This is a genomic window from Neisseria flavescens (assembly GCF_005221285.1).
GTDB lineage: Bacteria > Pseudomonadota > Gammaproteobacteria > Burkholderiales > Neisseriaceae > Neisseria > Neisseria flavescens.
This window is the reverse complement of record NZ_CP039886.1, coordinates 1,638,473-1,663,330: the sequence shown is the minus strand read 5'-3', so window position 1 is coordinate 1,663,330 and position 24,858 is coordinate 1,638,473. Positions and strand designations below refer to the sequence as shown.

General features: G+C 46.9%; 31 protein-coding genes, 1 tRNA gene and 1 pseudogene. 10 read left to right on the top strand and 23 right to left on the bottom strand.

The annotated features are described in order from the left end of the window. Positions 1-40: 40 nt before the first annotated feature. The 20 genes from FAH67_RS08580 to FAH67_RS08485 form a co-directional block, all read right to left on the bottom strand. Positions 41-214 (bottom strand): anti-sigma factor family protein, encoded by a 174-nt coding sequence (locus tag FAH67_RS08580; protein WP_003682705.1) that lies wholly within the window; start codon positions 212-214, stop codon positions 41-43. A gap of 12 nt (positions 215-226) precedes the next feature. Further along, the gene (locus tag FAH67_RS08575; RefSeq protein ID WP_003682707.1) at positions 227-805 is read right to left on the bottom strand and encodes a sigma-70 family RNA polymerase sigma factor; all 579 of its coding nucleotides are present in this window, start codon (positions 803-805) and stop codon (positions 227-229) included. A 142-nt stretch (positions 806-947) separates the two neighbouring features. Next, on the bottom strand, positions 948-1,634 hold the full coding sequence (locus FAH67_RS08570) for an HvfC family RiPP maturation protein (protein WP_003682709.1): 687 nt from the start codon (positions 1,632-1,634) through the stop codon (positions 948-950). Continuing rightward, positions 1,624-2,466 (bottom strand): HvfB family MNIO-type RiPP peptide maturase, encoded by an 843-nt coding sequence (locus FAH67_RS08565; RefSeq protein ID WP_003682712.1) that lies wholly within the window; start codon positions 2,464-2,466, stop codon positions 1,624-1,626. Before FAH67_RS08565 ends, FAH67_RS08570 begins: the two co-directional genes overlap by 11 nt. Positions 2,467-2,552: 86 nt before the next feature. Continuing rightward, positions 2,553-2,870 carry an HvfA family oxazolone/thioamide-modified RiPP metallophore gene (locus tag FAH67_RS08560; protein ID WP_112890855.1) on the bottom strand — a complete coding sequence of 106 codons (318 nt, stop codon included), beginning with the start codon at positions 2,868-2,870 and terminating at the stop codon, positions 2,553-2,555. Positions 2,871-2,953: 83 nt separating this feature from the next. Then, positions 2,954-3,403, bottom strand: a complete 450-nt coding sequence (locus FAH67_RS08555; protein WP_003682720.1) for an HvfX family Cu-binding RiPP maturation protein — start codon at positions 3,401-3,403, stop codon at positions 2,954-2,956. A 222-nt stretch (positions 3,404-3,625) separates the two neighbouring features. Continuing rightward, entirely contained in the window at positions 3,626-5,935 is a 2,310-nt protein-coding gene (recQ, locus tag FAH67_RS08550) for a DNA helicase RecQ (protein ID WP_003682723.1), read from the bottom strand. A 216-nt stretch (positions 5,936-6,151) separates the two neighbouring features. After that, complete coding sequence (locus FAH67_RS08545; RefSeq protein WP_003682724.1) at positions 6,152-6,487, bottom strand: zinc ribbon domain-containing protein YjdM; 336 nt, start codon at positions 6,485-6,487, stop codon at positions 6,152-6,154. Between the two features lie 59 nt (positions 6,488-6,546). Continuing rightward, a complete protein-coding gene (locus FAH67_RS08540) occupies positions 6,547-6,885 on the bottom strand; it encodes a hypothetical protein (protein ID WP_063076510.1) in 339 nt (112 codons plus the stop codon). A 388-nt stretch (positions 6,886-7,273) separates the two neighbouring features. Continuing rightward, the gene (locus FAH67_RS08535) at positions 7,274-8,236 is read right to left on the bottom strand and encodes an IS110 family RNA-guided transposase (RefSeq protein ID WP_003682728.1); all 963 of its coding nucleotides are present in this window, start codon (positions 8,234-8,236) and stop codon (positions 7,274-7,276) included. A gap of 300 nt (positions 8,237-8,536) precedes the next feature. Further along, positions 8,537-9,712 (bottom strand): zonular occludens toxin domain-containing protein, encoded by a 1,176-nt coding sequence (locus FAH67_RS08530; RefSeq protein ID WP_115287656.1) that lies wholly within the window; start codon positions 9,710-9,712, stop codon positions 8,537-8,539. A 4-nt stretch (positions 9,713-9,716) separates the two neighbouring features. Beyond that, entirely contained in the window at positions 9,717-10,007 is a 291-nt protein-coding gene (locus tag FAH67_RS08525; RefSeq protein ID WP_003681097.1) for a DUF2523 domain-containing protein, read from the bottom strand. A 1-nt stretch (position 10,008) separates the two neighbouring features. Next, positions 10,009-11,511, bottom strand: a complete 1,503-nt coding sequence (locus FAH67_RS08520) for an IgG-binding virulence factor TspB family protein (RefSeq protein ID WP_244284772.1) — start codon at positions 11,509-11,511, stop codon at positions 10,009-10,011. Next, positions 11,453-11,761 carry a DUF1132 family protein gene (locus FAH67_RS08515; protein ID WP_115287649.1) on the bottom strand — a complete coding sequence of 103 codons (309 nt, stop codon included), beginning with the start codon at positions 11,759-11,761 and terminating at the stop codon, positions 11,453-11,455. Before FAH67_RS08515 ends, FAH67_RS08520 begins: the two co-directional genes overlap by 59 nt. A 127-nt stretch (positions 11,762-11,888) precedes the next feature. Beyond that, the gene (locus FAH67_RS08510; protein WP_003682796.1) at positions 11,889-12,164 is read right to left on the bottom strand and encodes a hypothetical protein; all 276 of its coding nucleotides are present in this window, start codon (positions 12,162-12,164) and stop codon (positions 11,889-11,891) included. 12 nt (positions 12,165-12,176) lie between these two features. Next, positions 12,177-12,395, bottom strand: a complete 219-nt coding sequence (locus tag FAH67_RS08505) for a major capsid protein (protein WP_115287648.1) — start codon at positions 12,393-12,395, stop codon at positions 12,177-12,179. An 84-nt stretch (positions 12,396-12,479) separates the two neighbouring features. Continuing rightward, positions 12,480-12,683, bottom strand: a complete 204-nt coding sequence (locus FAH67_RS08500) for a hypothetical protein (protein WP_112890702.1) — start codon at positions 12,681-12,683, stop codon at positions 12,480-12,482. Between the two features lie 13 nt (positions 12,684-12,696). Then, positions 12,697-13,008 carry a hypothetical protein gene (locus tag FAH67_RS08495; protein WP_115287647.1) on the bottom strand — a complete coding sequence of 104 codons (312 nt, stop codon included), beginning with the start codon at positions 13,006-13,008 and terminating at the stop codon, positions 12,697-12,699. Continuing rightward, entirely contained in the window at positions 13,001-14,362 is a 1,362-nt protein-coding gene (locus tag FAH67_RS08490) for a replication initiation factor domain-containing protein (protein ID WP_115287607.1), read from the bottom strand. Before FAH67_RS08490 ends, FAH67_RS08495 begins: the two co-directional genes overlap by 8 nt. Continuing rightward, complete coding sequence (locus FAH67_RS08485; protein WP_115287646.1) at positions 14,343-14,573, bottom strand: hypothetical protein; 231 nt, start codon at positions 14,571-14,573, stop codon at positions 14,343-14,345. The genes FAH67_RS08490 and FAH67_RS08485 overlap by 20 nt, the downstream gene beginning before the upstream one ends. Positions 14,574-14,811: 238 nt before the next feature. Between FAH67_RS08485 and FAH67_RS08480 the strand changes: the two genes are divergently transcribed. The 3 genes from FAH67_RS08480 (at position 14,812) to FAH67_RS08470 (ending at position 18,063) form a co-directional block, all read left to right on the top strand. Beyond that, entirely contained in the window at positions 14,812-15,504 is a 693-nt protein-coding gene (locus FAH67_RS08480; RefSeq protein ID WP_003679991.1) for a hypothetical protein, read from the top strand. Between the two features lie 142 nt (positions 15,505-15,646). Next, positions 15,647-16,534, top strand: a complete 888-nt coding sequence (locus FAH67_RS08475) for a homocysteine S-methyltransferase family protein (RefSeq protein WP_003679992.1) — start codon at positions 15,647-15,649, stop codon at positions 16,532-16,534. Between the two features lie 98 nt (positions 16,535-16,632). Further along, positions 16,633-18,063: a basic amino acid/polyamine antiporter gene (locus tag FAH67_RS08470; RefSeq protein WP_003679995.1), complete on the top strand. Its 1,431-nt coding sequence runs from the start codon at positions 16,633-16,635 to the stop codon at positions 18,061-18,063. A 66-nt stretch (positions 18,064-18,129) separates the two neighbouring features. On the opposite strand, the gene FAH67_RS08465 is transcribed toward FAH67_RS08470, so the two are convergent. Then, complete coding sequence (locus FAH67_RS08465) at positions 18,130-18,459, bottom strand: rhodanese-like domain-containing protein (RefSeq protein WP_003679997.1); 330 nt, start codon at positions 18,457-18,459, stop codon at positions 18,130-18,132. 52 nt (positions 18,460-18,511) lie between these two features. Next, the gene (locus tag FAH67_RS08460; RefSeq protein ID WP_039863740.1) at positions 18,512-19,168 is read right to left on the bottom strand and encodes a protein-L-isoaspartate O-methyltransferase family protein; all 657 of its coding nucleotides are present in this window, start codon (positions 19,166-19,168) and stop codon (positions 18,512-18,514) included. 183 nt (positions 19,169-19,351) lie between these two features. Here FAH67_RS08460 and tpiA point away from each other — a divergent pair, with 183 nt between their 5' ends. The 6 genes and pseudogenes from tpiA to FAH67_RS08430 all read left to right on the top strand — a co-directional run bounded on the left by tpiA (position 19,352) and on the right by FAH67_RS08430 (position 21,836). Beyond that, a complete protein-coding gene (gene tpiA / locus FAH67_RS08455) occupies positions 19,352-20,125 on the top strand; it encodes a triose-phosphate isomerase (RefSeq protein WP_004464448.1) in 774 nt (257 codons plus the stop codon). Between the two features lie 7 nt (positions 20,126-20,132). Further along, complete coding sequence (gene secG, locus FAH67_RS08450; RefSeq protein ID WP_003683944.1) at positions 20,133-20,492, top strand: preprotein translocase subunit SecG; 360 nt, start codon at positions 20,133-20,135, stop codon at positions 20,490-20,492. Between the two features lie 15 nt (positions 20,493-20,507). Then, a tRNA-Leu gene (locus FAH67_RS08445) sits at positions 20,508-20,593 on the top strand. 62 nt (positions 20,594-20,655) lie between these two features. Next, positions 20,656-20,768 (top strand): annotated as a pseudogene (locus FAH67_RS11880) (IS5/IS1182 family transposase); the annotation flags it as partial. A 22-nt stretch (positions 20,769-20,790) separates the two neighbouring features. Continuing rightward, positions 20,791-21,348, top strand: coding sequence for a UbiX family flavin prenyltransferase (locus FAH67_RS08435; protein WP_004464450.1), 558 nt, complete (start codon positions 20,791-20,793; stop codon positions 21,346-21,348). Between the two features lie 53 nt (positions 21,349-21,401). Next, on the top strand, positions 21,402-21,836 hold the full coding sequence (locus tag FAH67_RS08430) for a PNPOx family protein (RefSeq protein ID WP_004464451.1): 435 nt from the start codon (positions 21,402-21,404) through the stop codon (positions 21,834-21,836). A 53-nt stretch (positions 21,837-21,889) separates the two neighbouring features. Here the strand turns inward: FAH67_RS08430 and ppk2 are convergent, their stop codons facing one another. Then, positions 21,890-22,819 carry a polyphosphate kinase 2 gene (gene ppk2 / locus FAH67_RS08425; protein WP_004464452.1) on the bottom strand — a complete coding sequence of 310 codons (930 nt, stop codon included), beginning with the start codon at positions 22,817-22,819 and terminating at the stop codon, positions 21,890-21,892. Positions 22,820-22,986: 167 nt separating this feature from the next. On the opposite strand from ppk2, the gene FAH67_RS08420 reads away from it, so the two are divergent. After that, positions 22,987-24,771, top strand: coding sequence for a bifunctional chorismate-binding protein/class IV aminotransferase (locus tag FAH67_RS08420; protein ID WP_004464453.1), 1,785 nt, complete (start codon positions 22,987-22,989; stop codon positions 24,769-24,771). The last annotated feature ends 87 nt before the right edge of the window (positions 24,772-24,858 follow it).

Genomic DNA, 24,858 nt, shown 5'->3' with positions numbered 1-24,858 from the left:
TCAACTGACAGGGTTAGGTTTCAGACGGCCTTTTTTTGAATCATCGAAATATCTTGTGCATGGCGTTGCTGATTAATTCGATCTGTTTCTTATATTCGCGGCAACGGGGGCAGAGCGACAGGTGCACAGCAAGGGCAATGCGGTTAAAAAGGCTGAGACGTACTTGGTCTTGCTGTTTGGAAATCAGATCGGTTATTTTGCGGCATTTTTTCATGGCATTTTCCTGTCAGGCATGGGAGAACCATTTGATTTGCAGACACTGGCGCAAGGTTTCGCGCGCGCGGTGCATGATGGTGTGGTAGTTGGCATGGCTGATGCCACATTGCTCGCAGATCTCATCGCTTGAAAAGCCGATAATCTCTTTCATGGTAAACACACGAGCGGTATTTTCCGGCAGCTGGTAGAGGCAGGTCTGCAAAACTTGATAGAACTCTTTATTGTTCAAACTGGCTTCGGGCGAGTCCCAACCCTGAGGCTGTCCTGCGTCCGTCCAATGCCCGTCGGCGGCAAAATGTCCTTCAAAGGCTTCATCCAAAGCTTCTTCGTCGCGCGTGACGAAAACTTGGCGTTGCCGCCCGATTTGGCGCAGGCAGTCGGTAATTTTGTTTTTTAAGATTGCAAACAGCCAGCTGCTCACTTGGGCACCGCCTTTGAAACCCTCGGCCGCACGGTAGGCGGAAAGCATGGTTTCCTGTACGAGGTCTTCCGCCAAATCGGGGCGGTCGGGCAGCTGGATATGGGCAAAGCGCAGCAGCAGTTTGCGGGATTCGGCAAGCTCAGCATCGGTCAGTTCGGGTAGGGCCATAATGTATCAGTATGAAATGAATGATCAATATGCTTCTGATTTTACACTGATACGGAAAGAGCATGCGATTGAATCTATAAACGATTTCAGTAGTATTTTTGTTTCGCAGAAACCGACTGCGCCCGTTTCAGACGGTCTTGGTTTATGCCGCAACCAAAATACCCTGCTCCAACCATTCCGTCCATTTTTGCCTTAATGCGTCCTGCCAAACATTTTCAGACGGCATGAACTCTGCCAGCATGGTTTGCAGGCCGTTTAGGGAAGTGGGCGTTTCTACCAGTGTTTCCAACAATAATGCACCAAATCCATCAAGCGTTTGATACATCACGTCGTCTTCCTTATCGCGCCACACCAAAACGGCAGTTTCCGCCTCCTGTAATTCGTCGGTCACGTCATACTGATAACGGCGCACAAAAGCGGTGGGAGAAAGGGTGTAGGCCAAATCATCTGAATCGGCATGGGTTGTTTGGCTGTCGGTTTGCGCGGTTTCGGCGAGCAGCTGGGCGTGTTCAAAGTCCATCAATGCCAAGAGTTCGTCTGAAAGCGGCAGGCTTTGGCAATATTGTAGGAACTCGCTGGGGATTTCTTGAAAATAGGGCGTTTGGGCGCGCGCGTCGCGGACGAAACCTTCTTTCAGACGACCCCATTCTTCGCGGTCAAAGTATTGCAGCGTTTCGGTATAACAGCGGTCGATAAAGCTGTGGATATTGTTGCGTATCAGTCGGATATAGACATTTAACCGTTCTTGCGGCAATCCGTCGGCGGTTTTACCTTCGCGTATGGCTTGGGCAAAGCGGTGTTGGTATTGGGCGGAGGTTTCAGGCTGCACGGCGGTATTCCTTTCCGGCACGCGTTTGATAATCGGCGATTTTGGCGACTTCGGCTTCAAGTTCGGCAAAAGGCGGAAAATTGAAATCGCGTTCCAACAGGGTGGGCGGAATCGTCGGCAGCTTGGCATAGGCCAGTTCGAGCAAATCCCAAACGGTCGGCAAAACCGCCGCGCCATGCGTATCAATCAACAATTCTGGCGTTTCAACGTCATGCCCGGCAATATGGATATAGCACACGCGCTCTGCGTCCACATTTTCTAAAAATGCTTCAGGCGACAACAGGCCGTGGTTGACGGCATTGACGTAAATATTGTTCACGTCCAAATGAATGCCGCAGTCGGCTTCGCGGGCAACGCCGTTGAGAAACTCGACTTCGTTCATTTCGGCAAGCGGAGAATGCAGGTAGTAGGAGGTGTTTTCCACAGCAATGCGGCAGCCCAACCTATCCTGCACTTCACGGATACGGCGCGCGGTATGCCGCACCATTTCTTCGGTGAAAGGCAGCGGCAACAAATCGTAAAGATGACCGCCGTCGTGGCAATAGCTCAAATGGTCGGAGAAAAACGTGCAGTCATAACGGCGCATCATTTCTTTGATTCCGTCTATCAAGGCGGTATCCAGCGGGGCTTGTCCGCCCAATGACATGGATAATCCGTGCAACGCCAGCGGCAGCCGCTCTGCCACGCGGTCAAACTGTTTGCGCGCCATGCCGCCCATTTTCAGCCAGTTTTCGGGGGCGGCTTCGATAAAACGTATCGGGCTGTCGTCTGAAAGCGAGAGGAAGTCTTCCGCCAAGTCGCGGCGGTAACCCAAGCCTGCATGTTGAATCATGGTGATGTCCTGTTATGGTGCCGTATGAACGACAAAGTCGCATTTTCGTTTATAAAATGCGACTTTGTTAAAGGTATGTTGCAGGATTATTTAGAACCGCATTTACCTTCGCCGCATTTGCCTTCTACTACTTTGGCAGCTTTGGCTTTAGATGCTTTGCCTTTTTTAGCGTGAGTTTTTTTCACGGTTGAACCGCATTTGCCTTCGCCACATTTGCCTTCGCCTGCTTTAGAAACAGCGCTTGCACCGCATGAACCTTCAGCAGCTTTAGCCGCACCGCAAGAGCCTTGAGCAGATTTTTGAACACCTGCTTTGCTGCTTAACGGTTTATCAGCGGCAACAACGCCGGCAGCCAGAGACAGGGACAGCGCACCGGCCAAAGCAGCAGCTACATTTTTTTTCATTTTAACTTCCTTTTTAAAATATGGGTTTAAATAAATCAAGGGATAATATCGGGCATTTAAAGTCGGCCCGCGACCGTTAATCCTTAAAGAAAATGCTTGATACGGCAACAGCGTTTCTTCAGCAGGGCATCCAAAGACAGACGGCCTGCGCCCTGCAATAGGACAGGAAATAAAACCACCAAATAAATCAGTGCCATTTTATAACCGTTGTCGCACACATTGTACCCCAAGCCGGCATGTACCGCAGACCATGCGACAGCCGTTACGACCATCAATCCCAGCGCGGACAGCCGCGTTGCCAAGCCGACGATGAGCAGCGCAGGCAAAACCAGTTCCGCCCACATGGCCAAATTCCAGTTGACCGTATCCGGCAACAAATTGAATGGAAAGGGAAATTGACTGTTGATATCTGCAAACCAGTTTTCCCCGTTCCATTTTTCCAAGCCGGACTCAAGAAATTCATACGCGGCAAAAAGCCTGAGTGCCAACAAACCGAAAGCAGCCTGCCAAGAGGGATTGGATGAGGTGTTCATTTATTTTCCTTATCGATGTGTGTCAAATGGACTGGGACGAAAATCAATCGGCACCATCCCATATTTCATGCCTGTTTAGACGCGGCAGCTTTAAAAAACTGACAAAACAAATAAAGTTATTTTCTTATTCATTGTTTTATAAAGATTAAAAATTCAAAAAGGCCGTCTGAAACACCATGCTTGATTGGGTTTCAGACGGCCTTTGACAATAAACGCGGTCAATTAATCCGCTTGTTTGCACAATTCGACAATTTCCACACCGTATTTGTCGGTTTTCTCCTCATTCATGCCGTGGATTTCCGCCAGCTCCGCCAAATCTTGCGGCTGTCGGGCGGCAATGGCACGCAAGGTGACTTTACTGCATATCTGATAGGCTTCGAGGCCCTCATGGCGGGCAGTATCGATGTTCCACTGAAGCAAACGGCGCATCAAGCGGCGTTTGCGTTTGTCCTCTTCGCTCAGGCCGTCTGAAAACGGGCGGCAGATGTTTAAAATGCCCTCGCCGTATTGCTCGATACGTTTTTCGCCGAGTTTATACACGCCCAAAAGGTCGATGGGTTCGGCAGGCGTATTGGTCAGCAAGTCGTCCATGCTTTCGTTGGAGAATACCGTACCCGGCGTCACTTGATTGGCACTTGCCTGCTGCTCGCGCCAAGTTTCCAACGCCTGTTTTAAGGCCTGTTCACGCTCGCCCAAGCTGTGGATAACTTGTGCGCTGTCTGTGGAAACTGTACCGGCTTCGGCCGTTTCGCAAACGTCGAGTATTTCCAAACCGAATTTATTGATTTTCGCCTCGCCCAAGCCGTAGATTTGATGTAAATCTTCCAAACTTCTGGGCATTTTTTCGACAATATCGCGCAGGGTTTTGTCGCCGCAAACCACATAGGCAGGCACTTCCTCTGCCCGGGCGCGTTGCTGCCGCCATTGGCGCAATGCCTGCCACAAACGCTCTTCGCGCTCGGTACGCAACCAATCGTCTTTCGGCTTTTGGGTAGCCGTTTTTTCGCGGCGCAGGGGGCGTAGCATGACTTCGGTTTCGCCCTTGAGGACTTGTTTGGCCGCTTCGGTCAGCTGCAGGGCTTGATGTTGCTCGACATTGACGGTGAGATAGCCCAGGCTGATGCACTGGCGGATGACGCTGCGCCATTCTTTGTCGGACAACTCCGCACCGATACCGAAGGTGGACAGTTGTTCGTGCCGGTTGCCGCGTATCCAATCGTCGCTTTTGCCGCGCAATAGGTTGGTGATGTAACCGGCGGCAAAACGTTGTCCGGCGCGGTACACGCAGCTGAGTAATTTTTGCACCAACACCGTGCCGTCAAACCGTACGGGCGGATGCAGGCAGTTGTCGCAACGGCCGCAGGGTTCGGATGCTTCGCCGAAATGTTTGAGCAGCAGTACGCGGCGGCAGGCGGCGGTTTCGCAGACGGCAAGCATAGCATCGAGTTTTTGCATTTCGATTTGCTTTTGCACCTCGTCGCTGTTGCCTTCGGCAATCCGTTCGCGCAGCAACACCCAATCATTCAAGCCGTAACACAGCCAACTCACGGCTGGCAGCCCGTCCCGGCCGGCGCGCCCCGATTCCTGATAGAAATGTTCGACACTCTGGGGCATATCGAGATGGGCGACAAAGCGCACGTCGGGTTTGTCTATGCCCATGCCGAACGCCACGGTCGCCACCACAATAATATTGTCTTCATGCGTAAAGCGGCGTTGGTTTTCCTCGCGCACGTCCATGCTCAAACCGGCATGATACGGAATCGCCTCCAAGCCGTTTTCACACAAAAACTGCGCCACATCCTCGACTTTTTTGCGGCTTAGGCAATACACAATGCCGCTTTGCCCATGCATCTGCTTGCGGATGAAATCCAGCAATTGTTTTTTGCCATTATTTTTTTCGATAACCTGATAATAAATATTCGGGCGGTCAAAGCTGGAGACAAATTCGGGCGCATTGTCCAAGTGCAGATAATGCTTGATGTCAGCGCGCGTGGCGGCATCGGCGGTAGCGGTCAGGGCGATGCGCGGGACGTTCGGATAGCGTTCGGCAAGGATGCCGAGCTGTTGGTATTCGGGGCGGAAATCGTGTCCCCACTGGCTGACACAATGCGCCTCGTCAATGGCGAACAGGCTGACGGTTTGTTGGTCGAGAAAACGCAAAAAGCGGTCGGTAACCAAGCGTTCCGGCGCAACATAAAGCAGTTTCAGACGGCCTTGGGCAAGCTTGTCGGCAATCTCGCGCGCCTCATCTGCCGATGTGCCGCTGTTGACTGCCGCCGCTTCAATCCCGGCTACATGCAGGCTGGCCACTTGGTCGTTCATCAGCGCAATCAGCGGCGATACGACAACCGCCACGCCTTCGCACATCAGCGCCGGAATCTGGTAACACAAAGACTTGCCCCCGCCTGTCGGCATCAGCACCATCAAACTCTCGCCGCCGGCCAAAGCATTGACGATAGCCTCCTGCTTGCCACGAAATTCGGGATAACCGAATACTTCGTGCAAAATCTGTTTGGCGGTCGGCTGAGGCATAATGGTTCCGTAGAATAGGGGAAAGCGTTATTTTAACGGTTTTACACCCGCGTATGTGCGGAACATTTTTCCGCCGCTTTTTCAGACGGCCTCAAATGTAATTCTATCAAAGTTATTTAATTTTAAATAAAGATTTGTTTTATTTTGAATGAAGTATATAAAGGCCGTCTGAAACCTGATATTAGGGTTTCAGACGGCCTTTCAAAAATAAAATCTTTAGGCTTTTTTGACGAACTCAGATTTCAAGTTCATCGCGCTGCCATCGATTTTGCAACCGATATTGTGGTCGCCCTCTTGCAGGCGGATGCCTTTGACTTTAGTGCCTTGCTTGATGACCATAGAGCTGCCTTTGACTTTCAGATCTTTAATCAAGACAACCGTATCGCCATCTTGCAAGACCGCGCCGTTGGCATCCTTGACTTCCAAGGCATCATCGCTTGCAGCCGCAGCATCGGCCTCATTCCACTCATGGGCGCACTCAGGGCAAACGTATTGAGCGCCGTCTTCGTAAGTGTATTCGGAGTGGCATTTCGGGCAGGGAGGTAGGGACATGAGGTTTCCTTATAAATATGATAAAAGAAGCGTAAAACGCAAATAATACAATGTCTAAATTATTGATTCGCCTTGCTGCCGCCTGCGCCGTAAACGGCATTCCAAGCCGCGTCCAACATCTGACCGGCTTGTTGCAGCTTGGCATTTTGCTGCTCTTTCTGCGCCAAGGCCGTCTGAATTTCGCCTTTCAAACGGTCAATATCGGATTGCGCGGCCTGCAAACGGCGCTGCGCGCTTTCCAAATCGCTTTGCAGGGAAATGATTTTGCTGTCGTTGCTGTTTTGCTCATGCAAAGCGGCACGGTAAACCGATTGGACGGACAGCAAACGGTCTTCCGCCTCACCGGCATACGCGGCGGCGGCAGATAGCATCATCAGGGCAAGTAAGGTTTTTTTCATGGGTTTTCCTTTAAAGTTGTTGATTTGTAAAGTAAAGCGCAGAGCCGATTTTTCAGCCGCCAATTTTACATAATATGCTTGTTGGTCTTTATTCTTGATGGCTTATTTTATCCAATCCGGACATTCAGGCTGCCGATAAAAGTTAATTCAATCAACTGTTGTGACCGGCAGGCAGCTATTATTTTCTCATATTCTCCGCCTTATTCCATTATTTTCTGGTTTTATTAGAAAAGATGCTACTTTAAACGTCCAGCCCCATTTTGAGTAATCTTTATAATATATTGATTTTTATTGATATTTATTTTATGTAATTACGCAGGGCGCAAGCGTTTTGAGCTGTTTTTGCTTGACATTCAGGCAAAAACAGCTTTGTTATTTTGTGCAAACTCTATGCAGGTTTGTAGCGTTCAGGATTGTAAGGTTTTTGGGTTTTATAAACGTAGTAGGCCACGACAAGCAACTTACGCATGAGCGCACCTAATATCAGCATCTTTGGTTTGTTTTTGGCGTTCAGACGTTTGACAAAATCGGGAAAGTAATTCCTGTTGAGCGCAACCATAGCAGGCATGAACAGAGCGGATTTTAGCCGTCTGTTTCCGTAGCGTGTCATGCTTGAACGACCTTTTACGCTAGTTCCTGATTCTTTTTGTTGCGGATTCAAGCCGGCAAAGGCGGTAAATTGATTGGCGGTTTTAAAGTCGCCGCTAAGTAAATAATTTGTGAGAATAGCAGCTGTTAGTTTGCCAATGGCCGGAATGGTTTGCAGACGATCTGAAACAGCTTTCAAGTCTTGATTGCTATTTGTGATTGCCTGTATTTCTGCTTCGACTTGCTGAATGTGTTGATCCAATTCTTGTATTTGAGCTTGATGGATTTTTCGAACAAATTCGTCTTTAGCGACTTTCAGCCTGTTCTTTTGTGCGGTCTTTTGGGTTTTAAGCTGTTCGTACAGAGCCAATAAGCGTTTCAAGCGGTAGTGACCTATGCTTATTTTTTGCCGAGCAGGTAAGTCTTTGAGCATGGCCGTATGGCAGTATTCGGCAATAAGCCTTGCATCTTGTTTGTCTGTTTTAGTGCGGTGAAAGCGGCTTTTGCCGTATTCGCTGATTTTGTATGGGTTGATAACGGATACGGTGTAAAACTGGCCGATATAATCGGCAACGTCTTCAAAGTAATTGCCGGTTGCTTCCATGCAGATATGCAATTCACAGCCAAAACCGTCAAGCCAGGCTTTGAAGCTTTCAAAGCCATTGATGCTGTTGTCAAACAGGGCTTGCTTACATTGACCGTTGACAATAGCGGCAGCGTCAAAGGTGTTTTGCGATATATCTAAACCAACAGCGTTTCTCATAATTTCCCTTACTATGCAGATTCACACTTTTGTGTGTTCTTTAATGCTACTCAATTTTCAGACAATAAAAAAACGCCCTCTTCATCTTTTCTACAGTCTGATGACTTAGGCCGTTTCAAGATGGGCGTTTTTCGGTTTGGGTAGCTAATCCAAACCTGTAAGCCGTCTGAATCAAAGGGCTTACAGCTTCGGATAGTTATCCTATTATTCAAAGTAGCGGGCGTTCCCGCACCCCGTGCTACTTTTTACTATATTGATTCCGCCTTTAGGGCTACATCAACACAGTAAAAAGCAGCTTAATTAATTAGATCCTACAGTCCCTCCACGTTGTTGGAATTGTTCCCCTGCCTCTACATAACCGTCATACATGAGATTTTGCGGAGATTTTCCGCCAAGTGATAAAACTTGACTATTGTCATTGGATTTAGCTTGGTTTTGGGGCTGTGTTGACTGTGTAGTTTGGGCTTTATCTTTGTAAGGGTTAAATGGCAAACCGTTACGCACGTAGTCTTTGCACATGGTTTTAGTAACTTCTTTCAGCGGCGTGCCTTGGTCACTGTAACAAGTACAGCCACTATTACCACCTTCAACGCAACCGGCGATGTATTCAAAGGTTTTAACTTGTCTTACATTGTCATAAATAGGTTTTGATTCAGGCTTTTCGGCAAGTGTCGGAACAAAGTCTGTAGACTTAAGGTTTGAATTTATATCTTGCGGACTTTTAGATTGGTCAGTTTCAGGGATTGACTGTGGTTCACTTGCAGAGGAATCAGAAACAGATTGAACTACTTCAGATTGGCCGCTACCTTGTTTATAAATCTGATAGACGTTGAAACCTTTCCAAGCCATGAAAGCAAATATACCTATCAAAGCCCAAACAGCAAGCGGAATGTTCTTTTTAAACTTCTGATGCTGGCTGGATGATTTGTAATACTTAAAGGCATCTTTAGGCGGTTTCCAACTAGCTGATTCAACACCGCTGACACCGGCGGGATTATCCAAACTTGTTACACATTTATACCAAGAATACTGCTTCATCCCCACGGCTTTTCGTTCAAGATGTGTATGTTTTGACACAAGATTACGCACAAATACATCAAGCTGACTTGGATGCTGTGTCATCAAAATAACTGTATGGCCGTGATGGCGGAGTTCAGTTAATTCTTGGATATAGGGCGGAACAGGACGACCGGCAGCGCGAACAGGATAGGTATAGTGTGCTTCATCTACAATCAAGACGGCGCCTTGCGGAATAATATCGCGCAACGGTGCAGACATGATTTCTTCTTCAGTGAGTTCATGGGCATTGAATTTGCGTTTATCCAAACCGTCAATATGGCAGAAATAGAGCGGGCGATCTACTTCAGTACCATCTTCTAGTTTCATTTTGAACAAACCGTCTTCATTGTTCAGAATCATGGACACGACGCGCGAAGTCTTGCCCGTACCCATGTTTCCTGTAAACAAATAAATCATAAGGCTACCTTGGCATAACAAAAGTTAATTTACTTAATGTATTCATTCCAATATAAAAACTGAATGCACCGAATAAATAACCGAGACCTTGGCCAAAACCACCGATTAAAAGTAAATTAAGAATATCAGACGACATGGAATTTATGGCATTTAGGGTGTAATCCTTAAATTTGTTTAGCGCAATCATATAGCCTGCATATGTCACAAACGTCATGCCAGTAGCAATAATTATTCTGACAATGAGCATTTTTAACAGGATTCCTAAAAGAGGAATCAATCCGGCGAGCAGCGGCATATTATCCCTTTCTCAAAGAGCCGAAAACGATAAAGGCAGACATAATAATGAATCCAAGTAGAACGGCAAAACGAACTTTTTCCATGAAAACGCAGAGCGGTTCATAACTTATTTGTACCGGTCTTCCCCAAATGTTGAAACTTTTGGGTTGAGGACAAACGCCATTTGGCGGCAAGAAATTGTCACTATCCCACGTTTTTTCATCAGTTACCTGTGGAATTTTAATATCATCAAACATACCTTTTTCAGGTTTGCCCATTTTGTCACAGGCTAAAATGTCTGGAAAAAAATCACAAAGTAAGCCTTTTGATTCTTCTTTCTTATCATCTTTTTTATCTTCTTTTCTTTTATCTTTATCAGATGGATCATCATCCGGATCAGGTTTATCATCTGGACGTTTATCAGGCTTATCATCGGGATTACCGTCAGGTTTTTTATCGGGCTTTCCATCGGGATTACTGTCGGGATTACCGTCAGGTTTAGATTTAGGTGCTTCTGGGCTACCTGGATCAAGATCAGGTCGTTGAGTTGTTGAAACATTTGCCGTTGTATTGCCGTTTGAATCTTGACCGAAAGTTATGGTAATTTGCACCGGCTTACCGTTTTCAGGGGTTACAGGGCCAATGGTTACGACTGTACCGGCAGGAACTTTGATATTTTCTTTATATTCAGGTTTGCCAGTTCCTTCAACAAAAGGGGTAGGATTTGAATCTATTGTATTTGTAGCAATTTCTAAAAACTTATCGGGAGTAAGTTCTTCGCTGTAATTTTTTATAAAACCATATGCAATTGATAAGGTTTGAATATGGCAACTAACCCCCCAGCCATTCCATCTACATTTTGGAGACGTTCTAGCATATTCATCCCCGAAATATTGATCCATTAAACCTTTATGAATTTTTTCATAGTCGGATTGAACTTGCATTGTTAGGAGGGTTTGAGCATCTTTTGCTGATTTTCCCCCCTTTGAAAGAGCAAGCATTACGGAAGAATCTACGCCAACACAGGAGTAATAACCGGGTTGACTCATAAATTTACCTAAACAAAGCGCATTATCATAAACTTTAAGATATGTATCGGCATTTGCAGAATAATGATAACCTGCTGATTCTAATGTAGGATTTACGAGTTGATAGGCATCATATGCATATGATGCAGCTCCAACGTATGGAGCAGCTTTTAAAGCAAGTTTTGCACCTGCTTTTACAAGGCGAAATGCGCCTGATAGTACGGCTTTTCGGGAGACTGAAGCTTCAAGCGTTAAAGGTACTTTAGCTGAAGCTCTAGCTCCTGATGGCATATAATCAACTATTGCAGGCTCAATAATTCGACCTGAAAATCTTTGTCCATCTAATCTAAAATCAGTTACAACAGATTTAGAATGGTCAATACTTAATCTTACTTGAGTATTTCCAATAGGATATTGACGCATTTCAGCTAAAGCACTATTTGAAAATATCGCTAGAATTGGGATTAAAATCAAAAGTTTGGATTTCAATATCACGATAATCTGCCTTTAAATTATGAATCTTTATATACAAAACAGAATCATCATTAAAATATATTTTCCAAACGTCATTAGATATTTTTCTATTTAAAAACCATTGAATCTGTTCAATGATCATAAATTTATTTTTTTTAGAAAATTCTAAAATTTCTTCTGAAAAAATAATTGCAAATGTTCTGCCAAAATATTTAGATTCTGCTTGATATTTAAAAAGTGCTAATTGGGCTTCTGTAATAAACGGTTTCATAATACTAACTTTCGTAATGGTTGCTGAAAGTTAGATTCTGCCATTACCCGAATAGGGTATCAATCCTTAAATAAAATTGCCCCTATCAAAACAGGTACTACAAGACCCAAGTAAAAATAGTAATCCATCATTTAAGTACCCTTTTCAAAATGGATACGAAATAAACCGATGCCATCACGCCGAATAAAAGCCATCCTGTATCTAAACCGCTTTTCAGATTATCGGCAGGGTCGCATTTGGGTAAATCAGCTTTAATCGTCTGTCCGTTCAGTTTCCATAATGTGCCGTTGTACTCAGGTTTGATGATTTTGCCGTCTTGTGTTATTTGAGGTACTACCAAGCTGAAATAGACGTTTTCAGCTTGGCTTTGCTCAAGACATTTATTCCCAACTTGGTAGTACATCTTAATTACCTTTTATCGCAACAAGCGTTTCACGATGGCAATCACGAACAGGGCAGCAAATACACCGACTACCAACCAACCGGCTTCAAGGCCGTCGGCTTTCGCTGATTCAATACCTGTTTTTGCGGCTTCGGGCAAAGCGGCATAGGCAGATGTGGATAAAGCCAGAGGAGCAGCGGCAACAACGGCCAGTTTTGCGCCGTATTTACGGCAAGAGTTCATCAACTTCATGATGTTTTCCTTTAAAAAATGTTTAAAAAATATGTTTGCGGGCTATGTGAAGGTTTTAGAGACCGCCCGCCGAGCCTCTTAAACTTAATCTTCTTTTGTATAAAAACTGAAAATTAAAAATTCTCCGCCGATTTCCTCAATCGCTGAACTGAAAGCGTCTTCATAGCTTTCATACGTACCGGCAGATTTAATGTTGGGCGTAAAGCCAATATCACCGAATGGATCAGGATAGATGAATTCATGATTTTCGAGTTCTTGAACAATAAATTTTTGCTGATACTTACTCATGATTCAGCCTTTCTTATGCTTTGGGCGTTGCGCCTTTAACTTGAAAAGAAAGCAATTTTGGAACAAGACCTTTACCGGTTGATTCCATGGCAACAGTTACATCAACCGCGCATGGGAATTTAAGATTTTTCAGCTTTTCAAAATTATGGCTATCGCCAAATTTAATGCTTGCCGCGGTAAAGCCCACGGCATTGCCGTTTGAAGGCATGGGGCTGGCTACTAAAACGGTGCATGAATCGATTTTGTTACCGTCGATTTCGCCTTTAAATTGTTTTGCGCCCAAAAAGGTTGCTGAATATGTGGTTACTTGGCTTTGCTCAAACATTTGAATTTCCTTTACTGTTTAAAAAATTTGAAATAATTTTTTCTTCGAGTTCGATGTCTTTAATGTGCTGTTTTTCCCTGTCTTGTGGGAATGCGGTTTCTTTCTCATCAAGCAAATCATCAAGTAATGTTTGCATGTTCAAATCATCAATTGCTTTTTGCTCTTCGTGTATATACTGGATCTTTTGTGTCTGATCTCTACAGTCGTATTGTTCAGGTTGTAAACCTTTGGGATAACCTTCAATGCCTTTTACAAGTTCATCGACAATTTTTGTATCATCCCAACCTATATCACGAAGGAAATTAACCATCTTTCCAACCTGATTACGCGCATGGAACAGTTTGTGATCGAAAGATAGATTCACTGTTTCTGTCTTGGCATCCATCCGCTTGGCTTCTGTTTTGAATATCCCTGTACATATCGGATAAGCACCGCCAAGATACGAACCGGGATAAAGCAAAACATCTAAGGGGATTTCTATATCGCCTGCCCTAAATTCAGTTTCAAACCTGACCCAAGGACTATTGACATCGCCAAATTGTTTTCCTTTCTCATAAACGCGGGTAAATTTAGAATTTCCGCGTTTACCTACATAAAAGGTTTTGCCGCTACCATCATCATTGCGCCATGCAGTACCGCGACATTCGCTTTTTGGCCTCATATTGTGAACGTCAAAATGACCGTTATCATGATCAAGTAATGCCTGATCGGGTGTGTATTCGCCTTTGAAAAAATCATGGGCGACATCAACACGGGTAATTTTTGGACGTATACACTTACTTAAAAACTCATACAGTCTGTTTTCCCAACCGGGTATGGCAGCCTGACAACCTGTACCATTCAATTCAACCAGCATTGTTTCTCGCTGACCGCCATAATGAACCTTTCCGTATTCGACGTTATCGGGTCCTAGTTGGTAACAGCTTTTGTAGAAAAACTTTCCTTTGAACGGTAGTTTTTGGGTAATGCCAAAACCTAAAATTTCTTCTAACAGCTCGCTATACTTCACAACAAATTCTGTATCTGATACCAATCCTTTACCTGTTACTTTCGGTAAACTGTCTTCGTGAATCGTGAAAGTGATTTGGTCAATAAATGCGCCGTCATCCCTTCCTCTTCTTAACGGTATTTCGATGAATTTGCCTTTTCCATCCGATACGAAATGGCTGAAATATTCGAATTCGAAGTCTTGGTTCTCCGATTTTTCAGCACCCTTCGGATTAGGGGTTTTATTTTGCTCCCCCCCTATTAGCCTAGGGGGGCAGCCTTCGGCGGTTGGCGCAGGATTGCCGTCCGCTAAAGCGGCCGCCATATCTGCGCCTACCGCCACGGCTTTATCTGCCAAGGCTTTCATGGTTGCATTCCTTATCCATCAGTTCTTTTACAAACAATCTGCCGCATTCATACGCTTCGTTTTCGGTTTTTTGTTTCAAAGTCGGATTGCGGATAGGAAAACAAACTGTTTTGATGCATTGGGATTCGTTGTCTTTATCCCTGAACACTTTCAAGATGTATGCTTTCGGGAAAGATAAGGGTTCGGGATTGACGGTATAGAAAATAAACATGATTAAGCCCCTTCACTGGCTAGAGTTAAGGGGCTTTACAAGAATTAAGAATATGCGCCCCTGATGGAACGCAATATATAAGGCCGTCTGAAACTGGGTTTCAGACGGCCTTTTTTATTTTTAAAGAACAAATATTCTTAATAATCTATATCATTTATATAAAAATATCGACTCCTATCAATATCGCCCGGATTTTATCGGGTAATCAACCCAATTATACTTTTATCAGGAGTCTGCAATGAAAACTATCCGTATTCTGGCATTGGCCGCCGCACTGACCGCTATACCTGCATTTGCGTCTGATTTCGGCCATGAACAGGCATTGACCATAGACGGCAAGCCCGCCCATCTGGCAGAAACTTCAGCCCGTATTTTGGCAAACGAAACTCTGACTGCGCCGCAACTGGTCGAAGACATTACCGATGGATTGAGTGCGAAAAAAATTCCGGGTTATAAATTGATGATTATGGGCCGCACTTATTCGGTGGCGGCAGAAACTAAACCGCCGAAAGAAGGCCAAACTCAGTGGCGGGACAATACGTTCATTCATCGCGGCGTAAAACTGTTTGTCGGTATTCCGGTTAAAAACGGCAAGATGGATTTGGCGTCTGCACGATTGATTAATATCGGCGTGGTTGATGACAACAGTGGTGCCGCGCCTCATGATGAGGGTGAGAAAATCCGCCCCGTCGGCAAACAGCTGATGTCTCCCGATGCCAAAGTGGAAAATGTGAAACTCAATATTGCCAAACTGATGCTCCCAAATATGAAATTGGGCGAAACCAGTGGCGGTGGCGTGAAATTGGAAGCATCGGCAACATTGGACGGTAAACCGATACAGACCAAAATCGACAGCACTTTCTCCCGCTTTTATTCCGCCAAACCGGCGGCTACACGGCCGTTTATGGCAGATGCACGGTTTGTGAAATAATCGCAAAGGCCGTCTGAAACCCAGTTTCAGACGGCCTTTTATATAACAAAACTGCATAAGTTTAATTCTTTATAGATTAAAGGTAAGGAGTTAAAAAAGCGTAGAATGGCGATTTTAAAAAAATCATCACTGGAGGTCGATCATGACGGTAACGATTTTAGACGGCGGAATGGGGCGTGAACTGCATCGGCGCGGCGCACCGTTTCGTCAGCCGGAATGGTCTGCTTTGGCTTTGATGGAAACGCCGGAGATTGTACGCGAAACGCATTTGGACTTTCTTCGCGCAGGCGCACAAGTAGTTACGACCAACAGCTATGCGCTTGTTCCGTTTCATATCGGGCAGGAGCGCTTTGATGCTCGAGCTGCCGAATGGGCAAGGCAGGCCGGCCGTTTGGCGCGTGAAGCGGTGGAACAAAGCGGGACTGCTGCAAAAGTAGCCGCAAGCCTGCCGCCGTTGTTCGGTTCTTACCGCCCTGACTTGTTTGACAAACAAGTCGCACCTGCTTTGGCGCGCCCTTTAATATCGGGTTTGATGCCGTTTGCTGATATTTGGTTGGCAGAAACCGTATCCAGCTTGGAAGAAGCGCGTTTCTGGCGCAGTAGTCTGCCTGATGATGGTAAGCCGTTTTGGGTGTCGTTTACTTTGGAAGATACGATGCCGCATGATGTACCGGTGTTGCGTTCGGGAGAAAACGTGCACGAAGCGGCGGATTTCGCGGTAGAGATAGGTGCGGCGGCAATGTTGTTCAATTGCAGTCAGCCTGAAGTGATGGCGGAAGCTTTGAAAGTGGCACATGAAGCCCAAGGCCGTCTGAAACTGGGTGTTTACGCCAATGCATTTGAACCGGTACAAGGACAGATGAACGAGGCCAACGACGGTTTGGATCCGATTCGTGCCGATGCTACGCCGGAAAATTATTTGGCGTGGGCGAGGAAATGGGCGGATTTGGGTGCTGAAATCATCGGCGGGTGCTGCGGTATCGCACCTGAACATATCCGTGCGTTGGCGCAAGGATTTAAGGCCGTCTGAAAGTGGCTGCATAATATTTTGATACGGTTAGAACAGGCTAAAAAAGCCGGTAATGCCGTCGCTTCACAAACACATAATTATAAAAATCAGGAATAAATATGTCGCAAAAATCTCAAATCGGCTTGGTCGCGCTGACGGCCTTGGTTATCAGTTCCATGATTGGTTCGGGTATTTTCAGCCTGCCGCAGAATATGGCTGCCGTTGCAGGTTCGCAGGCTTTGCTGCTGGGCTGGCTGATTACCGGTGTGGGCATTATCTTTCTCGGCCTGTCATTTTCGGCCTTGTCCAAACTTAAGCCCGAATTGGATGGCGGTATTTATACGTACGCCCGCGACGGCTTCGGCGATTTGATGGGTTTTTTCTCAGCGTGGGGCTATTGGCTTTGCACCACGGTCGGTATTGTCGGCTATTTGGTGGTTGCGTTTGAAGCAGTAGGTGGATTTGTCGATACGCCGGACAGCGTGATTTTCGGTAAAGGCAACACATTTGCTGCTTTTGTCGGTGAATCGGTAATTGTATGGCTGATTTACTGGTTGGTGGTGCGCGGTATTAAAGAAGCGGCAGGAGTGAACCTGATTGCGACAGCAGTCAAAGTATTTCCGCTGATTTTATTTATCGGTATGGCAGCCTATTTCTTTCAAACCGAAGTGTTTATGTCCGATTGGACAGGGGCAAGCCTTGCTACGCCTGAAAATCCTGATGTCAGCCTGATGACGCAGGTGAAAAACACAATGCTGATTACGCTGTGGGTGTTTACCGGTATTGAGGGTGCGGCGGTTTTGTCCAAGCATGCGCGAAGTCGTGCTGATGTCGGTCGGGCAACCATTATCGGAGTCAGCTTGACGCTGGCGATGTATGTGGCAATTACTGTCTTGGCTCAAGGCATTTTGCCTCGTGTGGATATTGCAGCAATGGCTAATCCGTCTATGGCGGGCGTGTTGGCGCACATGGTCGGCCCTTGGGGTAAAGTGCTGATTTCTTTCTGCCTGATTGTGTCTGTGCTGTCGTCTTATTTAAGCTGGACGCTGTATGCGACCGAGATTCCGCACATGGGTGCGAGAAACGGTGCATTTCCAAAATCGTTTATCCCGTTGAATAAAAACGAAGTGCCGCAGGGTTCGTTGATGTTTACCACCTTGACCGTGCAGTTGTGCCTATTGCTGGTGTGGTTAAAAGGTGAGGATTATTCTGCCTTGCTGATGGTATCGACTTCCATGATTTTGATACCGTATCTGTTAATTGGTGCATATCTGCTCAAATTATCGCTGACACAAAAGGCTGCGGCAAAATACCGTCTTATCGGCGCGGCAGCAACGCTTTATGCGGCTTGGATTGTCTATGCGGCAGGCACGGAATATTTGCTGCTTTCAGTCTTGCTCTATTTGCCCGGCGTATTGCTGTTTCTCTATTCGCAAAAGAAACACTACGGAAGTTGTCAGTTCAACCGTATGGAAAAAGCCGTACTGGTATTGCTGTTGATTTTGGCTGTGCCGGCCGTACAGCAGTTTGTCGCTAGCTTACAAGTGTAAGCAGAAAGGTTTGAAAAAGGCCGTCTGAAATCCTGTTTCAGACGGCCTTTTATTGATAAAGCCGATTCAATACCGCATCATTTTGCTGTCCACCTGCATTGCCCAAGCATCAATACCGCCTTGCAGGTTGTAGAGGTTTTCAAATCCGGCATCTTCTAGATACATTGCCGTGTGCAGGCTGCGGATGCCGTGGTGGCAGTAAACGACGATGGGCAAATCGTCGTCGGGAAGCTCGTTTTGGCGCAGGGGGATGAGGTTCATCGGGATGTGAATGGCAGCGGGAAGGGTGCAGATGGCGCGTTCTTCATCGGTGCGGACGTCGAGCAGATGAAATGCGCGGCCTTCGTCCTGCCATTGTTTCAATTCGGTGGGCGAGAGTTGGATGATGTCGGTCATGGGGTAGGGTGTAAAAGTATGAGGCCGTCTAAACTTTCAGACGGCCTGTTGTTTAAAAATCGAAATCGCCGAACGGATTGGCCGATTTGTCTTCCAAGTGTGCTACAACGGTGTCGAATAATACTTTTTCGGAAAACTCATTGCCGTTACGCGTCAGCAAAAGTGCGCGTTGTACCGGTTTGCGGCCGACAATGACCACCATACGGCCACCGTCTTTCAGTTGCTCTTTCGGAATTTCAGGTACGTTGTCTACTGCGCCGCCCACATAAATCGCATCAAAAGGAGCGCCTTGCGATGCTTCGGTCAGGCCGTTGTTTTGCACATAATCGACGTTGGCAAAGCCCAATTCGTCCAAAACTTTTTTGGCGCGTTGCTGCTGCTCGGCATCGATGTCGTCAGTGACGACTTTGCCGGCCAATTTGGACAGCAGGGCGGTTGCATAGCCTGAGCCTGTACCGATTTCTAAGACGGTTTCGTCTTTTTTCAGTTTCAAACCTTGAGCCAGGCGGGCAACGACTTTGGGTTCCAACATCTTATGGCCGTTGTCCAGCGGCAGCTCCATATCCGCATAGGCCAAACCTTGAAAAGCTTCGCCGACAAAATGTTCGCGCTCGATCTCCTCCAAAGCATCCAAAATGTCGAAGTCCAAGACATCCCACGGACGAATCTGCTGTTCAACCATATTGAAACGCGCTTTTTCAAAGTCCATATTTGTGCTCCGTTCAATTCTTAATTTTATCGAAGCGTACATTATAAATCCTTGTCGGAGAGTGTGCCATCTTTCAGACGACCCCGGAGGCTCGTTAATAATTGCCAAGCGCACATATATCCACTAAACTTTCACATTACACGACGCTACAGCAAGCAACAACCAACACACGGAGCAATAAAGATGTATCACCAAATCGGAATGTGGGACCAAAAATGGGTTATCGGCAACTGGAAAATGAACGGCCGACTCCAAAACAACAATGCGCTTATGCACCGCTTCCGCATCATGCCCACCGCCGAACGCGTCCTCATCGGCCTGGCCGCTCCGACCGTTTATCTGTTGCAACTGCACAACGCCATGCAGATAGTCCTCAACAACCGCATCTTGACCTGTGCGCAAGACGTGAGCCGTTTCCCGAATAACGGCGCATACACCGGCGAAGTGTCCGCCGAAATGCTTGCCGACATCGGTACAGACATCGTTCTCATCGGCCACTCCGAGCGCAGCCTTTATTTCGGCGAGAAAAACGAAATCCAACGCCGCAAAATGGAAAACGTCCTCAACGTCGGCCTGATTCCATTGTTGTGCGTCGGCGAAAGCTTGGAAGAGCGCGAAGCCGGTAAAGAACACGAAGTCATTGCCCACCAACTTTCCATTCTGCAAGGTTTGAACACCAAAAACATCGCCGTTGCCTACGAGCCGGTTTGGGCGATCGGTACAGGCAAAGTCGCCACCGTCGAACAAATCGCCGATATGCACGCATTTATCTACAAAGAAATCTTGTCTTTGTGCGGAAGCGATGTTAAAATCCGCGTTCTTTACGGCGGAAGTGTGAAAGCGGATAACGCGGCCGACATCTTCGCAGTACCTCATGTAGACGGCGCATTGGTTGGTGGCGCGTCATTATCATATGACTCCTTTACCGCCATCATCAACGCAGCACAAGCCTCGTAGAAAACATATGGAAGCCTTTAAAACCCTTATCTGGATCATTAATATTATTTCCGCTTTAGCCGTAATCGTGTTAGTATTGTTGCAACACGGTAAAGGCGCGGATGCCGGCGCAACGTTCGGTTCCGGCAGCGGTAGCGCGCAAGGCGTATTCGGTTCTGCCGGTAATGCCAACTTCCTCAGCCGCTCGACTGCCATTGCTGCAACATTTTTCTTTGCGACCTGCATGGCGATGGTGTATATTCACACCCACTCCAGTAAGCACGGTTTAGACTTCAGCGATGTGAAGCAGACCCAGCAAGCTCCTAAGCCTGCAACGCCTGCACAAAACAATACAACTCCTGTTGCACCGAATCCTCAGCAGCAGTAAGACAATTTGATTTATGCCGACATGGTGGAATTGGTAGACACGCTATCTTGAGGGGGTAGTGGCCGTAGGCTGTGCGAGTTCAAATCTCGCTGTCGGCACCACATTAGAAAATCTAACCGCTTTTTAGCGGTTATTTTTTCGTCTTGAGAATCTGACTTTCATTTATAGTGGATTAAATTTAAATCAGGACAAGGCGACGAAGCCGCAGACAGTACAAATAGTACGGCAAGGCGCGAGGCAACGCCGTACTGGTTTAAATTTAATCCACTATATCTTTAGGACGAGACAGGGAAATACAATGAAGCGTTTGGTTGTCGGCATCAGCGGTGCCAGCGGTTTTCAGTATGGCGTGAAAGCTTTGCAGCTTTTGCGTGAGCATCAGGTAGAAACGCATTTGGTGGTTTCGCAAGGGGCGGAGATGACCCGCGCTTTGGAAACGGATTACACCAAAGAAGACGTTTATGCTTTGGCGGATGTCGTGCATTCCGTCCGTAATGTCGGGGCAAGTATTGCCAGCGGTTCGTTTTTGACGGATGGAATGTTGATTGCGCCGTGTTCAATGAAAACTTTGGCTTCGGTTGCCCATGGATTTGCCGATAATTTGCTCAGCCGTGCGGCGGATGTAACGTTGAAAGAGCGGCGCAAGTTGGTGTTGATGGTACGTGAAGCTCCGTTAAACTTGGCGCACATTGAAAATATGCGCCGCGTGACAGAGATGGGCGGCATTGTGTTTCCTCCCGTTCCGGCTTTATATCAGAAGCCCGAATCCATTGAAGATATGATTACACACAGCGTCTCTCATGCTTTGGACTTGTTTGGCATCATTCAAAACGATGTGCCGCGCTGGCAGGGATGATGTTTCAGACGGCCTGGGCATAATTACGTTTACTGAGAAGGAAGATAAAAACCATGCAAACGATTCCTGCCAATATAGTGAAGTTTTTGAGCAATCATCATGTAGTCAGTATTGCTGCTGCGGAAGAGGGCGAAGTTTGGGCGGCTTGCTGTTTTTATGTATTTGACGAGGCGAATGCCCGATTGATTGTGCTGACATCTTTGAAAACGAAGCATGGCGGAATAATGAGCCGCTCTGCCAAAGTAGCCGGTACCATTGCCGGACAGCCTGACAGCATCACGAAAATCAGCGGCATTCAGTTTGCGGCGACCGCCGCTTTGATTGAAGATGAAGCGGATTTGAAAGTGGCGCAGTCTTTGTATTACAAAGCGCATCCTGCTGCCAGAGTGATGAGAAGCGATGTTTGGGCATTGAATTTGGACAGTGTGAAATTCACTGACAATAAATTGGTATTCGCACAAAAAACGTACTGGAATCGCGAGGATTAAGAAAAGGCCGTCTGAAAGATGAAATTTCAGACGGCCTTTGGTAATGTTACAAATTAATCGTGTCCGAGTTCGACAGTTTTGTCTTTGTAACGTGTATCGGGAACCAAAACGATTTTCTCGTCCACTTTGCCGATGGCTTTCACGTCTTTGCCCGGATAGTCCAGCTGATGCAGGAAGTAGCGGATACAGTTCAAACGTGCACGTTTTTTGTCGTCGGAACGGATGATGACCCAAGGCGCGTCGCCGGTGTGGGTGTGGAAGAACATGGCGTTTTTGGCTTCGGTGTAGTCGTCCCAGCGGTCGAGCGACTGGATATCCACAGGGGACAGTTTCCAGTGTTTCAGCGGGTCGTCACGACGGGAGATGAAGCGACGGAGTTGTTCTTCACGGGATACGGAGAACCAGAATTTGAACAGATGGATGCCGCTGGCAACGAGCATACGCTCCAATTCAGGGGTTTGACGCATGAAAAGCATGTATTCGTTAGGTTCGCAGAAGCCCATTACGCGTTCTACGCCGGCACGGTTGTACCATGAGCGGTCGAAGAATACCATTTCGCCTGCGGTCGGCAGGTTTTGGATGTAGCGTTGGAAATACCATTGGCCGCGTTCGGTAGTGGTTGGTTTCTCCAAAGCAACCACGCGCGCGCCACGCGGATTCAGGTGTTCCATGAAGCGTTTGATGGTACCGCCTTTACCGGCTGCGTCGCGGCCTTCAAACAGGCTGACGATACGCTGACCGGAATCTTTAACCCAGCTTTGTACTTTCAACAATTCGATTTGCAGCTTCTGTTTTTCTTTTTCGTAAACAGAGCGGCGCATACGTTGTTTGTACGGGTAGTTGGCAGGAAGCGGTGCACTGCCGGAATCTTCGTCAGTGCCGCGTCCTTCGTGTTCCAAAACAGCCTTTTCGAATACTTGCAGCTGGTCTTGTTTCTCGCCCAGTTCAACATTCTCGAACGGTTCTAATTGGTGGTCTGCCATAAAGTCTCCTTATCGATTAAGTTTTAAATGATATGGTGTGGTATGACTTGATTTTACTCCTTTATGCTGTGTTAGCCTACATAAAATTACATATAAGCAATTTTTTCCGGTTTGTCTGATAATTTTTGTAAAAACAGCGTATAATCAACCTATTTGTATAATACATCATGCCTTATTTCGCCCTGTTCGACGATGCATTAAGCGGTCGTGCAAAACTCTATCAAAATCATGTGGAAAGCTGCCTTTTTCATTATAACGAACTGGAGTCGTTGGATGATGTTTTGCAGGCAGGTTGGAAAAAAGGCCTGCATGCAGTGTTGTTTGCAGACTACGAATTCGGATTGCCACTGATGGATATTTCATCCGCGCGCAGTAGCAATTTGCGTTTGCACTGGTTTGCTACTTGTTCCGAAATCGATGCCGAAAGCTGGCTGGCCAATCATTCAGACGGCCTTGAGGCAGGTATCTCCACTCCCCGATTCTCCGTATCCGAAGCCGGTTATCTCGAGCATATCAACCAAATCCACGAAGCCATCCGCCGCGGCGATACCTATCAAATCAATTACACCGTACGCCTGCACCTGCAAACTTACAGCAATCCGATTCAGCTTTACCGCCGCTTGCGACAGCCTGTGCCGTATGCCGTTTTGTCTTGTCTGCCCGACGGGGCAGGGCAGGAAGCGTGGACTTTGTGTTTTTCTCCCGAACTTTTCCTCAAAATCGATTCAGACGGCCTGATCACAACCGAGCCGATGAAAGGCACTGCGCCGATTCTTCATGACGGACAAGATGAACACCGCGCCGTTGAATTGCAAAACGACCCTAAAAACCGCGCCGAAAATGTGATGATTGTCGATTTGTTGCGCAATGACCTCGGCAAAATCGCACAAACGGGCAAAGTACGCGTGCCTGAACCGTTTAAAGTTTCCCGTTTCGGCAGTGTTTGGCAGATGACCAGTGCCATCGAGGCGCAGGCGTTGCCTGATGTTTCGGTTGCCGATATTTTCCGTGCAGCCTTCCCCTGCGGCAGTATTACCGGCGCGCCCAAACGCATGAGCATGCAGATTATTGAGTCTCTTGAATCCGAACCGCGCGGTTTGTACACAGGCAGCATCGGCTTTTTGCATCCGTGCGATATGGGTTTGGGATTTGAAGGCGTGTTTAATGTCGTGATTCGTACCTTATCCCTGAAACCGGTTTTAGACGGCCTTTATCAAGGTGTTTATGGTGTGGGTTCGGGGATTGTGATTGATAGCGATCCTGAAGCCGAATATCGCGAGTGTGGTTGGAAGGCGCGTTTCCTCAATGAATTGCGGCCTGATTTCGGTATTTTTGAGACCATGCGTGTGGAAGATAGACAATGCCGTTTGCTTGATTTGCATTTAGGCCGTCTGAAAATTTCGGCACAAGCGCTCAATCTGACTTGGCCTGAAAATGCGGCAGAGCAAATTCAACACTATATAGATGCGTTGCCAAGTGGGTTATTTAGAGTCAAAGCCGCTTTGTTTTCAGGCGGTCTTGCATTGAGCCATGCGGCTGTTTCCGAATTGGATGGGCAGCAATACGTTATCTTGAGTGAACACACATTAAGTCAACGCGATTATCTGCGCCGTTTTAAAACCACACGCCGTGACATTCTTGACCAAGCATGGAAAACGGCAGAAGGGCAGGGCGCATTTGACAGCCTGTTTTTCAATTCAGACGGCCTTTTGTTAGAGGGCGGAAGAAGCAATGTGTTCGTCAAATATCAAGGACAATGGCTCACGCCGTCTTTGGATTTGGATATTTTGAATGGGGTAATGCGCCAAGCGGTATTGAAGCAGCCACAGCTATATTTAGGTGTGGATGCAATCAAGGAAACACACATCACGCGTGCTATGTTGGAAAATGCGGAAGAAATCCGCTTGAGCAACGCTTTAAGGGGCGTGTTTGCGGTTTCGCTCCGTAAATAAATGGCAATAGTCAAATCATCGTGATTCAAATTGTCGTAAAGCGGCAATATCCGATAGAATACGTCATTTCAACAATGAGGCCGTCTG